The organism is Actinoplanes palleronii, assembly GCF_016862315.1.
GTDB classification, from domain to species: Bacteria; Actinomycetota; Actinomycetes; order Mycobacteriales; family Micromonosporaceae; genus Actinoplanes; species Actinoplanes palleronii.
Genome location: NZ_BOMS01000049.1, coordinates 76,970 through 89,627, shown reverse-complemented (window position 1 = coordinate 89,627; position 12,658 = coordinate 76,970). Strand labels below are relative to the sequence as shown.

The 12,658-nt window shown below is 72.2% G+C and carries 12 protein-coding genes and 1 pseudogene; 7 read left to right on the top strand and 6 right to left on the bottom strand.

Going from position 1 to position 12,658, the window contains the following annotated elements; all coding sequences use genetic code 11:
• Positions 1–12: 12 nt before the first annotated feature.
• From Apa02nite_RS51070 to Apa02nite_RS18110, 3 genes are all read left to right on the top strand, one after another.
• Entirely contained in the window at positions 13–381 is a 369-nt protein-coding gene (locus Apa02nite_RS51070) for a MaoC/PaaZ C-terminal domain-containing protein (RefSeq protein ID WP_275412486.1), read from the top strand.
• Complete coding sequence (locus Apa02nite_RS18115) at positions 378–1,496, top strand: lipid-transfer protein (RefSeq protein ID WP_203826034.1); 1,119 nt, start codon at positions 378–380, stop codon at positions 1,494–1,496. Before Apa02nite_RS51070 ends, Apa02nite_RS18115 begins: the two co-directional genes overlap by 4 nt.
• Before the next feature lie 105 nt (positions 1,497–1,601).
• Positions 1,602–2,105 carry a GNAT family N-acetyltransferase gene (locus Apa02nite_RS18110; protein ID WP_203826033.1) on the top strand — a complete coding sequence of 168 codons (504 nt, stop codon included), beginning with the start codon at positions 1,602–1,604 and terminating at the stop codon, positions 2,103–2,105.
• Here Apa02nite_RS18110 and Apa02nite_RS18105 read toward each other — a convergent pair.
• Positions 2,092–2,904 carry a MaoC/PaaZ C-terminal domain-containing protein gene (locus tag Apa02nite_RS18105; RefSeq protein WP_203826032.1) on the bottom strand — a complete coding sequence of 271 codons (813 nt, stop codon included), beginning with the start codon at positions 2,902–2,904 and terminating at the stop codon, positions 2,092–2,094. The genes Apa02nite_RS18110 and Apa02nite_RS18105 overlap by 14 nt on opposite strands.
• 66 nt (positions 2,905–2,970) lie before the next feature.
• Positions 2,971–4,635 carry a 3-oxosteroid 1-dehydrogenase gene (gene kstD, locus Apa02nite_RS18100; protein ID WP_203826031.1) on the bottom strand — a complete coding sequence of 555 codons (1,665 nt, stop codon included), beginning with the start codon at positions 4,633–4,635 and terminating at the stop codon, positions 2,971–2,973.
• Positions 4,636–4,684: 49 nt separating this feature from the next.
• Between kstD and Apa02nite_RS18095 the strand changes: the two are divergent.
• The 4 genes and pseudogenes from Apa02nite_RS18095 to dmpG form a co-directional block, all read left to right on the top strand.
• Positions 4,685–6,187 (top strand): annotated as a pseudogene (locus tag Apa02nite_RS18095) (FAD-binding protein); the annotation flags it as partial.
• Between the two features lie 125 nt (positions 6,188–6,312).
• Positions 6,313–7,125: a 2-keto-4-pentenoate hydratase gene (locus Apa02nite_RS18090; RefSeq protein ID WP_203826029.1), complete on the top strand. Its 813-nt coding sequence runs from the start codon at positions 6,313–6,315 to the stop codon at positions 7,123–7,125.
• Positions 7,126–7,163: 38 nt separating this feature from the next.
• Positions 7,164–8,021, top strand: coding sequence for an acetaldehyde dehydrogenase (acetylating) (locus tag Apa02nite_RS18085; protein WP_203826028.1), 858 nt, complete (start codon positions 7,164–7,166; stop codon positions 8,019–8,021).
• Positions 8,018–9,028, top strand: coding sequence for a 4-hydroxy-2-oxovalerate aldolase (gene dmpG, locus Apa02nite_RS18080; RefSeq protein ID WP_203826027.1), 1,011 nt, complete (start codon positions 8,018–8,020; stop codon positions 9,026–9,028). Before Apa02nite_RS18085 ends, dmpG begins: the two co-directional genes overlap by 4 nt.
• A 1-nt stretch (position 9,029) precedes the next feature.
• Here the strand turns inward: dmpG and Apa02nite_RS18075 are convergent, their stop codons facing one another.
• The 4 genes from Apa02nite_RS18075 to Apa02nite_RS18060 form a co-directional block, all read right to left on the bottom strand.
• Entirely contained in the window at positions 9,030–10,139 is a 1,110-nt protein-coding gene (locus tag Apa02nite_RS18075) for a right-handed parallel beta-helix repeat-containing protein (protein ID WP_203826026.1), read from the bottom strand.
• Positions 10,140–10,242: 103 nt separating this feature from the next.
• Positions 10,243–11,223: a ferredoxin--NADP reductase gene (locus Apa02nite_RS18070; protein ID WP_203826025.1), complete on the bottom strand. Its 981-nt coding sequence runs from the start codon at positions 11,221–11,223 to the stop codon at positions 10,243–10,245.
• Positions 11,223–11,471, bottom strand: a complete 249-nt coding sequence (locus Apa02nite_RS18065) for a hypothetical protein (protein ID WP_203826024.1) — start codon at positions 11,469–11,471, stop codon at positions 11,223–11,225. The genes Apa02nite_RS18070 and Apa02nite_RS18065 overlap by 1 nt, the downstream gene beginning before the upstream one ends.
• Entirely contained in the window at positions 11,468–12,601 is a 1,134-nt protein-coding gene (locus Apa02nite_RS18060) for a 3-ketosteroid-9-alpha-monooxygenase, oxygenase component (RefSeq protein ID WP_203826023.1), read from the bottom strand. Before Apa02nite_RS18060 ends, Apa02nite_RS18065 begins: the two co-directional genes overlap by 4 nt.
• Positions 12,602–12,658: the final 57 nt, after the last annotated feature.

Here is a 12,658-nt window from a genome sequence, read left to right as displayed (position 1 = left end):
GACGGCCTGCCGGTGTGGCGGCCGGCCGGGATCGAGCTGCCACGCTGGGACCTCGCGGTCACGCCCACCGTGATCATCAGCAGTGCGCTGGCCACCCGGGACTTCCAGGACGTGCACCACGACCGGGACGCGGCGGTGCGGCGCGGCAGCCGGGACATCTTCCTCAACATCCTGGCCACGACCGGTTTCGTTCAGCGCTACGTCACCGACTGGGCCGGCCCGGCCGCGGTGCTGCGCGGCATCGAGATCCGGCTCGGTGCGCCCTGCCACCCCGGCGACACGCTCACCTTCACGGGATACGCGCACGGCGACGAGGTGGCGGTCGCCGGCCGCACGGCCACCGGCGAACACGTCTCGGGCACCGTGCGGGTGACGTCGTGAACGCCGCGATCGCCGGCATCGGTGCCACCGAGTTCTCCAAGGACTCCGGCCGCAGCGAGCTGCGCCTCGCCGTCGAAGCGGTCCGCGCCGCGCTCGACGACGCCGGGCTGCGAGCGTCGGACGTCGACGGGCTGACCACGTTCAGCATGGACGACAACGCGGAGATCGCGGTGGCCCGGGAGATCGGCGCGGGCGAGCTGACCTTCCTGAGCCGGATCGGGTACGGCGGGGGAGCGGCCTGCGCGATCGTCCAGCAGGCCGTGCTCGCCGTGACAGCCGGCGTCGCCGAGACCGTGGTCTGCTACCGCGCCCTCAACGAACGTTCCGGCCGCCGGTTCGGGCAGGCAGGCGTGCCGCCCGGGCTCGACGCGAGCTGGCACTACCCGATGGGCCTGGCCACACCGGCCGCCCAGGTGGCCATGGTCGCCCAGCGCTACCTGCACGACTACGGCGCCACCACCGACGACTTCGGCCGGGTCACCGTGGCGGCCCGCCGGCACGCGGCGACCAACCCGGCCGCCTGGTTCTTCGGCCGGCCGATCACCCTCGACGACCATCGGGCGTCGCGCTGGATCGCCGAGCCGCTGCGGCTGCTCGACTGCTGCCAGGAGAGCGACGGGGCGGTCGCGCTGGTGGTGACGTCCGCGGAACGGGCCCGCGACCTGCGCCGGCCGCCGGCCGTGGTGCGCGCGGCGGCACAGGGCAGTGGACCGGACCAGTTCGTGATGACCAGCTACTACCGCGAGGAGGTGGCCGCGCTGCCGGAGATGGGGGTGGTGGCCCGCCAGCTGTGGGGGCGGTCCGGGTTCAGGCCCGCCGACGTGCGCGCGGCTGTGCTCTACGACCACTTCACGCCGTACGTGTTGATGCAGCTGGAGGAGCTGGGCTTCTGCGGCCGGGGGGAGGGGCGGCATGTGGTCACGGAGGAGCGGCTGCCGATCAACCCGCACGGCGGGCAGCTGGGTGAGGCGTACATCCACGGCATGAACGGGATCGCCGAGGCGGTGCGGCAGGTCCGCGGCACCGCCGTGAACCAGGTCCCGGGTGACGGCCCGGTGCTGGTCACGGCCGGGACCGGAGTGCCGACCAGCGGCCTGATCCTCAGCGGAGCGTGACGCCGGTTCCCGGTGCTGCCGGGCGGCCGTCGCCCGGCAGGCCGCCACAGTGCCCGAACGGCGCTGACCCGGGCCGCTCGCCGGTGGGCCGGATAGGGTCGGGCGGTGCCCGAACTGAAGCGGCTGGTGGCCGGTGACGCCCCGGCGGTCCTGGCCTTCGAGTTGGCGAACCGCGCCTACTTCGCTGCCACCATCTCCGACCGCGGTGACCAGTTCTTCGACCGGTTCGCCGATCGTTTCAGCGACTCCCTGGCCGAGCAGGACTCCGGCAGCTGCGCCTTCTATCTGCTCATCGCGGACGACGGCTCGGTTCTGGGCCGGTTCAACCTCTACGACGTCGCGGACGGCACCGCGAATCTGGGCTACCGGGTCGCCCAGGTCATCGCCGGTCGCGGCGTCGCCACCGCCGCGGTCCGGGAGTTGTGCCGGGTGGCGGCGGCGCGGCACGGGCTGCATACGCTGTGGGCAGCCACCTCCGGCGAGAACGTCGCGTCTCAGCGGGTGCTGGCCAAGGCCGGGTTCGTCCCCGTCGGCCCGGCCGATCCGGCCGACCTCGGCGGTAAGCCGGGCACCTGGTATCAGCGGGACGTGAGCCTCACCGCAGGGTGACGACCGCGTCGGCGAGGGCCGGGGCGTCGTCGCGGTCGGCGACGGTGGCGGTCAGGATCAGGCAGTGGTCCTCGCGCCAGATCCGGGTGCGCAGCGTCTCGCCCGGATAGACCACCCCGGCGAAGCGGGCGCGATACCCGGCCACCCGCTGCGGGTCCGTGCCGATCGCCGCCTTCAACACCATGGCGTACGTGCAGAGTCCGTGCAGGATCGGGCGGTCGAACCCGGCCCGGGCCGCGAACACCGGGTCGACGTGCAGCGGATTGCGGTCGCCGAGAAGCCGATACCAGAGCGCCTGCCGCGGATCGGTCCGGCTGAGCACCTCGGCGTCCGGCGCGCGCACCGGCGGCGGCACCCGGGTGTCCGGCCCGCGATCGCCGCCGAAGCCGCCCGCGCCCTTGACGAAGATGCTGATCCGGCTGGTGAAATACGCCGTGACGGTCTCGGTGACGACGATCGCGGCGCTGCCCTTGTCGTGCACGGCGACGATCCGCGACCGCGCCGTGCAGCTACCCGCCACGGGGAGCGGCCGGTGGATCTCCAGCTCCTGCCGGCCGTGCACCACCCGGGCCAGGTCGACGTCGACGCCGGGCATGCGCACCTCCGGCGGCTCGGTGTCGCGCAGCGTCGACGCCACCGTGGCGAAGCTGGGCAGCACCCCGCACAGGGCGCCTTCGTAGACGTAGGGCAGCTCGTCCGCGCCCAGGGTCAGGTGATAGAGCAGCACATCGGTGCTGTCCCAGCGCAGCTCCCGGCCGGGCAGCTCAGCCCCGACCGCAACGTCCGGATCAATGGGCATCAGCTGGTCTCCAGGGGTCTCTGATCATGGTTGAGGCACCCCTGTGGGCCAGCCGGGTCGTGGGCATCAGCTGGTCTCCAGGGGTCCCTGATCATGCGGGAGGCGCCCCTGTGGGCCAGCCGGGGTTGCGCAGTCGAGGGCGGCGAGATAGCCGAAGGTCAGGGCCGGGCCGAGGGTCGCGCCCGCGCCCGCATAACCCCGGCCCATCACCGCGGCGCCGGCGTTGCCGGCCGCATACAGCCCTGGGATGGCCGTGCCGTCCGGGCGCAGCACCCGCGCCCGCTCGTCGGTGCGCAGCCCGCCCTTGGTGCCCAGGTCGCCGGGGACCATCCGGAACGCGTAGAACGGCGGCCGGGCCAGCGCGCCCAGGCACGGGTTGGGGCGTTGCCGCGGGTCGCCGTAATACCTGTCGTACGCCGAATCCCCGCGACCGAAGTCGTCGTCGTGCCCGTGCGCGGCGAAGCCGTTGAACCGCCGCACGGTGCTGCGCAAGGCGTAGGCGGGCACCCCGATCCGCCCGGCCAGCTCGTCGAGGGTGTCGGCCCGGTGCGCGATCCCGGCCGCGAACCACCGGCGCGGCAGCCGGGCGCGCGGCCCGTGCCCGGCGAACAGGTACCGGTTGCGGTACGTCTGATCCGCCACCAGCCAGGCCGGCAACTGCACGCCCGGGGCGAGCATCGCGTGCACGGCATCGACATACGGCGCGGCCTCGTTGACGAACCGCCGCCCGCTGCTGTCGACGAGCAGGCAGCCGGGCTGATTGCGTTCGGCGAGGCAGAAATACGGCCCGCCGGGCAGCGGGATCGACGGCCCCCACCAGGCCTCGTCCATCAGGTCGAGCGCGGCGCCGAGCCGCTCGCCGGCCTCGATGCCGTCGCCGGTGTTGCCGCTCGCACCGGCCGTCCACTCCACACCGAGGTCCTGGTATTTGCGACGCATCGGCTCGTTGTGCTCGAACCCGCCGCTGGCCAGCAGCACACCCCGCCGGGCACGGAACGTCAGCCCACCGGCGCGGACCCCGGCGACCCGGCCGTGCTCGACGAGCAGGTCGGTCATCGGTGTGCCGAGCCGCACGTCGACGCCCGCCCTGCGCAAGCCGGCCCGCAGCCCGGCCGCCAGGGCCTGGCCCATGGTCAGTCGGCGCCGGCTCAGGCCACCGGCGGCGAGCTTGGCCGCGGTCAGAAAGGCCCGCGGATGCCGGACACCCAGCGACAGCCACCGGAAGTCGACCTGGGTGACGGCGATCCCGGCGGGCGCCGCCCGGTACGGCCTGGCCAGGGTGGCCAGGTCCGGCCCGGCCAGCCGGGCGTCCAGCGGCCGCGGCTCGATGCTGCGCCCGCCCGGACGGCCACCGGGCGCCTCGGGGTGATAGTCGGGATAGCCGGGCACCCAGGCGAAGTCGAGCGGGGTGTGCGCCCGGACGAGCGCCAGCATCGCCGGCCCGGCGGCCAGGAACGCGTGCTGCCGCGCGGCCGTGACCTCTGCCCCGGCGACGTGCGCGAGATAGGCCCGCGCCTCCTCGGCACTGTCGCGCACGCCGGCGCGGCGCAGCACCTCGTTGCCCGGAAGCCACAGCCCGCCGCCGGAGCGGGCGGTGGAACCGCCGTAGGAGCCGGCCTTCTCCAGCACGATCGCGCTCAGCCCGTGGTGCGCGGCGGTGAGCGCCGCGACCATCCCGGCCCCGCCGCTGCCGGCCACCACCAGATCGAATTCGCCCTCGGCCTCCGCCACTAGAACAGGTTATAGTTATGGCCCATCCGGCGCCACTGGAGGAGGTTCCGTGACCGGCTCGTGGGACGTCGTCGTTGTCGGTTTCGGCGCGGCCGGCGCGTGCGCCGCGATCGAGGCCGCCGACGCGGGCGCGCGGGTGCTGGTGCTCGACCGGTTCGGCGGCGGCGGGGCCACCGCTATTTCCGGCGGGGTGGTTTATGCCGGTGGCGGCACCCGGCAGCAGCAGACCGCCGGGGTCAGCGACACACCACAGGAGATGGCCGACTACCTGCGCGAGGAGGCCGGTGACACGGTGTCGGCCGGCACGCTGCACCGGTTCTGCGAGCAGAGCGCCGGGATGCTCGACTGGCTGGCCGGGCTGGGGGTGCCGTTCGACGCGCGCCGCTGTCCCTACAAGACCTCTTACCCCACCAACAGACACTTTTTGTACGTCTCGGGCAGCGAGACCGCGTTCGGCCAGTCGGCGCCCCGGGGTCACCGGGTGCTGGCGCGTGGCACGTCCGGCCGGGTGCTCTTCGCCCGGCTCGCCGCTGCGGTGCGCGACCGCGGCGTGGACGTGTTCCCGCAGACCCGGGCAGAGCGGCTGGTCACCGACGCAGGCGGGCGGGTGACCGGTGTGGAGTGCCAGACCCTGCGCGGCGCGCCCGGCTGGGTGCGGCTCGCGTTTCGGGTGCTGCACCGCTGGTCGGTGACGCCCGGGCTCTACCTGCCGGGGCTGGGCCGGGCGCTGCACCGGCGGGTGGCCGCGCTGGAGCGGCGGTACGCGCGTCCGCTGCGGGTCTCGGCGGCCCGCGGCGTGATCCTCTGCGCGGGCGGGTTCGTCTTCAACCGCGCGATGATGCGCGAGCACGCGCCCGACTATCGGGGCGGGTTGCGGCTGGGCACGCCCGGCGACGACGGCTCGGGCATCCGGCTCGGTGTCGCGGCGGGTGGCTCCACGGCGCATCTCGATCGGGTGAGCGTCTGGCGGTTCCTGAGCCCGCCCGCGGCCATGCTCGACGGCCTGCTCGTCGACCGGGACGGCCGGCGGGTCTGCGACGAGTCCCGCTACGGTGCGGCGGTCGGCGAGGCGATCCTGCGCTCGCCGGGGTCGCGGGCCTGGCTGCTGCTCGACGCGGCCACGCTGGCGCGGTGTCGCCGTCAGTGGTGGGGTCAGACGCTGTGGTTCCAGCGCTGGCCGGTGTTGTGGCTGCTCACGGCCGGCCGGGTCACCGGCGCCACGCTGGAGGCGGTCGCCCGCAAGGCCGGTGTCGACCCGGCCGGTCTGGCCGCCACGGCCGGGCCACATGCGGGCTCCCCGCCGTACTCGATGGTTGATGTGTCGATCCGGAAGCGGACCGCCTACCCGGCGCCGATGCTCACCCTCGGCGGTCTGCGGGTCGACGAGCAGACCGGGCAGGTGGTGGGGGTGTCCGGGCTGTATGCCGCCGGGCGCACCGCGGTCGGGATCTGTTCGCGCAGCTACGTGAGCGGGTTGTCGCTGGCCGACTGCGTCTTCTCCGGGCGCCGGGCCGGCCGCAGCGTCGCTGTCCACGACGGGGGAGGCCGGCATGCCGACTTCCCCGGCCATCGTCCGGGGCAGGGAGGCCAGGATGCCGACTTCCCTGGCCATCGTCCGGGGCAGGGAGGCCAGAATGCTGACTTTCCTGGCCATCGTCCGGGGCTGGGGAGGCCAGCATGCTGACCGAAGCTGATCGTCTCGCGCTCGCCGAGTGCCTGCGTGTGGCCGAGCGTGACCGCAAGCCGATCCCGCCACTGACCGAGGAGTGGCCCGACCTGACCGTCGCCGACGCCTACGCGATCCAGCTCGTCAACATCGGCCGCCGGGACAGTGCCGTGGTGGGGCACAAGGTCGGGCTGTCCTCGGCGGCGATGCAGCAGATGATGGGCGTCGACGAGCCGGACTACGGGCACCTGCTGGCCGACATGCAGCTGTCCGAGACCGATCCGGTCGACGCGGCGCGCTACTGCTATCCGCGGGTCGAGATCGAGGTGGCGTTCCTGCTCGGCGCGGACCTGCCCGGCGAGGGCTGCACCGAGGAGGACGTGCTGGCGGCGACGGAGTGGTTCGCGCCGTCGATCGAGCTGATCGACAGCCGGATCGCGGACTGGAAGATCGGCCTGGCCGACACGATCGCCGACAACGCGTCGTCGGCCGGGTTCGTGATCGGCGCCGGGCGGGTGCGGCCGACCGATATCGACCCGCGGGGGATCGACGCCGTGCTGTTCCGGGACGGTGAACCGGTGGTGGGCGGGCGTTCCGACGCGGTGCTCGGCAACCCGGTGACCGCGGTGGCCTGGCTGGCCCGGACCGTCGCCGGCTTCGGGGTGCGTCTGCGCGCCGGCCATCTGGTGCTGCCGGGAGCGTGCGCCCGCGCCGTCGACGTGCAGCCGGGCTCGTCATACCGAGCGGCGTTCACCGGCCTGGGCGAGGTGCGGCTGTCCTTCCGGGCCGACGTGCACCCCACCGGCAGCGAGGCGGCGCGGTGACGAGCGCAGGGGTCGCAGCGACAGGCGGAGGTGGCGGGGTGGCAAAGCTGACCGCGGCAATCGTCGGGTCCGGCAACATCGGCACCGACCTGCTGCACAAGCTGCGACGCTCGGCCTGGATCGAGCCGCTCTGGATGGCCGGCATCGACCCGGACAGCCCCGGCCTGCGCCGCGCCGCCGACCTCGGCCTGGCCGTCAGCGCGAAAGGCGCCGACTGGCTGCTCACCCAGGACCCGCTGCCCGACCTGGTCTTCGAGGCCACCTCGGCGGCCGTGCACCGCGCCGCCGCGCCGCGCTACGCCGAGGCCGGGATCCGCGCGATCGACCTCACCCCGGCCGCCGTCGGCCCGCTTGTCGTTCCCGAGGTCAACCTGCGCGAGCACCTCGACGCACCCAACCTCAACCTGATCACCTGCGGCGGGCAGGCCACCATCCCGATGGTGCACGCGGTGTCCCGGTGCGCGCCGGTCGCCTACGCCGAGATCGTGGCGACCGTGGCGTCCCGCTCGGCCGGCCCGGGCACCCGGGCCAACATCGACGAGTTCACCCGCACCACCGGGCGCGCCCTGGCAACGGTCGGCGGCGCGGAACGGGGCAAGGCGATCGTGGTGCTCAACCCGGCCGACCCGCCGCTGGTCATGCGGGACACGGTGTTCTGCGCGATCGGGCCGGACGCCGACCACGACGCGATCCGTGCCTCGATCGCCGCGATGGCCGCGGCGGTGGCCCGCTACGTTCCGGGCTATCGGCTGCTCAACGAGCCACAGTTCGACCGCGGCCGGGTGGCGATCTTCGTGGAGATCAGTGGGGCCGGGGACTTTCTGCCGTCGTACGCCGGGAATCTGGACATCATGACCGCGGCGGCGACCCGGGTCGGGGAGGAGCTGGCGGCATGACCACCGACATCCGGATCACTGATTCGTCGTTGCGGGACGGCTCGCACGCCAAACGCCACCAGTTCACCGTCGCCGAGGTCACCGCGGTGGTCGCCGCCCTGGACGCGGCCGGGGTGCCGGTGATCGAGGTGACCCACGGCGACGGCCTGGGCGGGTCGTCGTTCACGTATGGGCTGTCGCGGACGCCCGAACAGGAGCTGATCACGGCGGCCGTCGCGACCGCCACCCGCGCGAAGATCGCCTTCCTGATGCTGCCCGGGATCGGGCTGTTCGACGACATCCGCGCGGCCGCCGCACACGGCGCCACGGTGTGCCGGATCGCCAGCCACTGCACCGAGGCCGACATCACCGAGCAGCACTTCGGGCTGGCCCGCGAGCTGGGCCTGGAGACTGTCGGCTTCCTGATGATGGCCCACTCGCAGCCGCCCGAGGTGCTCGCCGCGCAGGCCCGGATCATGGCCGACGCGGGCTGCCAGTGCGTCTACGTGGTCGACTCGGCCGGCGCGCTCGTGCTCGACCAGGTCGGTGACCGGGTCGCCGCGCTGGTCGCCGAGCTCGGCGACGACGCGCAGGTCGGCTTCCACGGCCACGAGAACCTGGGCCTGGGCGTGGCCAACTCGGTCCTGGCCGTGCGGGCCGGCGCGAAGCAGATCGACGGCAGCACCCGCCGGTTCGGGGCCGGCGCCGGGAACACGCCGGTGGAGGCGTTCGTCGGCGTCTGCGACAAGCTCGGCATCCGCACCGGCGTGGACTTCTTCGCGATCGTCGACGCCGCCGAGGACGTGGTGCGCCCGGTCATGCCGGCCGAGTGCACACTCGACCGGCTGGCTCTGATCATGGGTTATGCCGGGGTGTACTCCAGCTTCCTGACCCACGCGTTCACGCTGGCCGAGCGCTATCGGGTCTCCGGCGCGGAGATCCTGGTGCAGGCCGGGCAGCGCCGGCTGGTCGGCGGCCAGGAGGATCAACTCATCGACATCGCGATCAGCCTGGCCGCCGCCCGCTGACTCAGTTCATCGTGGCGCCGATGGTGCTGCTCCCGGTGGTCAGGAACGTGGTGGCGGGCAGGGTGCCGCTTGACGACCGCGCGTTGTAGGTGGTGGTGGCGTCGGTCGAGACGAATGACGGGGTGCTGATCCCGCTGTCCCAGTTGTTGCCGGACGAGACCACCGACGAACCCTTGTTGACCAGGCCGCTGCCGTTGCCGACCGCCAGGTTCTTGCCGAGCTTCGCCGCGCTCGTGGCGAAGTAGTAGCCCCAGTTGCCGTTGGCGTACGCGGTGGTCCGATTGATCACGATCGCGCCCTTGTTGGAGTTCTCGGTGAACCCGTTGCCGGTGTTGTCCCAGGCCGCCGAGTTGTTCACCACGTGCGCCACGGTCTCGCCGTCCCCGCCGAGCTTGTAGCCGTTGCCGTCACCGGCGAAGGCCGAGTCGCTCCAGCGGTTCTTGCCGTTGCCGAACGACCAGGTGTGCTCGATGGTCACCGGCGAGGAGAACGACCACAGGTCGATCCCGTCGTCGGAGTTGTTGTAGACCCGGGCGCCGGTGATCAGGTTCCCGGTGCCGGAGCCGAACTTGACCGCGATCCCGTCGGCGTTCTCCCCGTGCTCGGCGGCGTCGTAGTTGCCGTACGAATCGATGTTCTTGACGGTGTTGTTGCTGGTGCCGTCGCCGGTCAGGGTGAACCCGGAGTCGCCACCGTTGATCGTCTTGATGTTGTTCCAGGTGGTGCCGATGCAGGACTGGCAGACCACCGCGCTGTCCGGCGAGTTCTGGAAGGTCAGGTTCGAGACGTTCCAGTAGTCGGCGGTCAGCTTGAAGATCCAGGAACCGCTGGGGAGGCTGGTTCCGCTGATCTTGACGCTTTCCGATCCGTACGCGGTGAGCGTGATCGGCGAGCCGGACGTGCCGTTGACCGTCGACTGCAGTGTGGCGGTCGGGTAGTAGGTACCGCCGCGGACCTGGATCACGGTGCCGGCGGTGGCGTTCTTGATGGCGTTGGTCAGGTCGGTCACCGTGCTGACCACGACCGTGGCCGCCGATGCCGGTGCGGGCAGCAGCGCGAGGCCGACGGCGGCGACGGCCGACGCGGCCAGGACGTTCCGGATGGATCTCATGACGCTTCCTTTCGGAGGGGATCGGCACCGTCGTTGGGGGACGACGACACCGGACGCGTCATGGAATCGAAACATGGAAGTCTCTGGATTGAAAGCTTACAACTCAGTAGTACGTGACCGACACGTGCTCGCTGCGGGCCACCGACTGGCAGGCCAGCACATACCCCTCGGCGAAGTCCTCCTCCTCGAGGATCTCGTTGTTGATCATCTCGACCTCCCCGCTGAGCAGCCGGCACGCGCACGCGCCGCAGTGCCCCTGCCGGCACGAGAACGGCGGGTTGAGCCCGGCCTCGATCACCACGTCCAGCATCCGTGTGCCGGTCGGCCAGGGCAGCCGGTGGGTCTGCCCGTCCAGCTCCACCTCGAGGGTCGCGTCCGCCGTGCGGGCCTGCTCGAACGCGAAACGCTCGACCCGCACGCGATCATGCGGGACTCCGGCTTCCTGCAGCGCCTCGCGGGCGATCGCCACAAAGGGCTCAGGACCGCAGATGTACGCCATGAGCCCCGCCCACGGCGTCACGAGCGCGGCCAGCGCACCCGGGTCGGGGGCGCCGCGCTCGTGGTCCAGCCAGTGCGTCACGCGCAGCCGGTCACCGTGACGCCGCCCCAGCTCGGCCAGCTCGCCGGCGAAGATGACCGATGACTCGTCGCGGTTCGCGTAGACCAGCGCGAGCCGCCCGTGCCCGTGGGCGAGCACCGACTTGATGATCGCCATCACCGGGGTGATGCCGCTGCCACCGGCGAGCAGCAGCAGGTCGTCGTCGAACGAGCCGGGCGTGAACTCCCCGGCCGGCGGCAACAGCTCCAGCTCGTCACCGGCTTGGACGTGGTCGCAGAGCCAGTTGGACGCCTGCCCGTCGCGTACCCGTTTGATGGTGATCTTGGGGTTGGCGTCGGTGTGCGGCGAGCTGGACAGCGAATAGCTGCGGGCCACACTGCCGCTGCCGTGCGGCACCAGGACGGTCAGGTATTGCCCCGGCAGGTAGGAGAACGTCGCGGACAGCTCCGGCGGCACGGCCAGCACCAGCGAGTGCGCCTCGGCCGTCTCGGCGATGACCTCGGCGACCCGCAGCCGGTACGCCATCAGGGAATGTCCAGGCGGCCGGCCCGCACCGCGTCGTCGATGCTGGCGTGCAGCGCCGGGCAGCGGGGCACGAGCGCGCCGAGCGGAGTGGTGCACTGCCGGGCGGCCGCGGTGCTCCACTGCACGCTGGTCTGCTGCGGGCTGGACTTGCGGACCCGGACCACCGCGGCGCACCGCTCACAGGCCAGCTCCTCGAGGCCGCCCTCGAGGTATTCCTGCCGCTCGGTGCGGGTGCCGGCCCGGGTCACGGCGCCGACCCGGCCTGCCGTTGCAGGTTGGCCTGCACCTCGGCGGTCCAGGTCTCGACGGCGCGGGTGGTGTCGACCTCGAACTCGTAGCGGGCCACCATGTCCTCGGTGACGTCCTCGGTGTCGACGTAGAACTGCTCATACCACCGCCGGAGCTGGTAGACCGGGCCGTCCTCGGCGCAGAGCAGCGGGTTGTCGACGCGGCTCTTGTTCTTCCAGATCTCCACGTCCTGCTCGAAGCCGATCCCGATGCTCTTGGCGAACTTCGTCGCGGCCCGGGCAGCCTGCTCGGTGGTGAGGCCGGGCAGCCGCTTGACGATCACACCCCACTGCAGGACGAACGACGTCGGCGTGACCGGGTAGTGGCAGTTGATCAGCACCGACTCGACGTTGAAGCCGCGGTAGTCGTTGAACAGGTAGTCGATCATGTAGGACGGGCCGTGATAGGCCGCCTCGGAGCGCAGCGTCGCGTCGCCGGACTGCCGCGCGGTGACCGGCACGTCCGGCCGGGGCCGGGTCTGCAGGAACTGCGCCGCCACGTGACCCTCCAGCACGTTCTTGAAGAGCGTCGGGAACGCGAAGTGGATGTAGAAGAAGTGCGCCATGTCGACCACGTTGTCGATCACCTCGCGGCAGTTGGCGCCGTCGATCCGGATCGAATCCCAGGTCCAGGTGCTCCACTCGTCGGAGAACGCGCCCTCGATCCGCGGGATGGTGACCTCGGGCGGTGGCGGGGCGCCCTGCGGGTCGTGCCAGATGAACAACTGCCTGTTCTGCTCCAGGGTCTGCCAGGAGCGGGTGCGGGCGCGCAGCGGAACCCGGCGCGCGTAGGGCACCGCGGCGCAGCGGCCGTCGCCGTGCCAGCGCCAGTCGTGGAACGGGCAGGCGATCTCGTCGCCCTTGACCGTGCCCATCGTCAGGTCGCCGCCCATGTGCCGGCAATACCCGTCGAGCACGTGCAGGGCGCCCGCCGAGTCGGCGAAGACCACCAGCTTGGTGCCGAACGCCTCGATCGCGTGCGGCGCACCGTCGCGGAACGAGTCGGCCAGACCCAGGCAGTGCCAGCCGCGGGCGAACCTGAGCGGCGGCACCCCGGTGTCGATCGTGCGTGCTGTCGCGCCGTCGGTCATCTTGCGCTCCCCAGCTCTCGGGGCGGTAGCCCGTCAGGTAGAACGTGTTCTAGTATA

Bases quoted from the DNA above. Each gene is read 5' to 3' on its own strand.
- Apa02nite_RS18075 (WP_203826026.1), bottom strand. From the start codon at position 10,139: ATGAGATCCATCCGGAACGTCCTGGCCGCGTCGGCCGTCGCCGCCGTC.
- Apa02nite_RS18060 (WP_203826023.1), bottom strand. From the start codon at position 12,601: ATGACCGACGGCGCGACAGCACGCACGATCGACACCGGGGTGCCGCCG.
- Apa02nite_RS18090 (WP_203826029.1), top strand. From the start codon at position 6,313: ATGCTGACCGAAGCTGATCGTCTCGCGCTCGCCGAGTGCCTGCGTGTG.
- Apa02nite_RS18070 (WP_203826025.1), bottom strand. From the start codon at position 11,223: ATGGCGTACCGGCTGCGGGTCGCCGAGGTCATCGCCGAGACGGCCGAG.
- dmpG (WP_203826027.1), top strand. From the start codon at position 8,018: ATGACCACCGACATCCGGATCACTGATTCGTCGTTGCGGGACGGCTCG.
- Apa02nite_RS18105 (WP_203826032.1), bottom strand. From the start codon at position 2,904: ATGCCCATTGATCCGGACGTTGCGGTCGGGGCTGAGCTGCCCGGCCGG.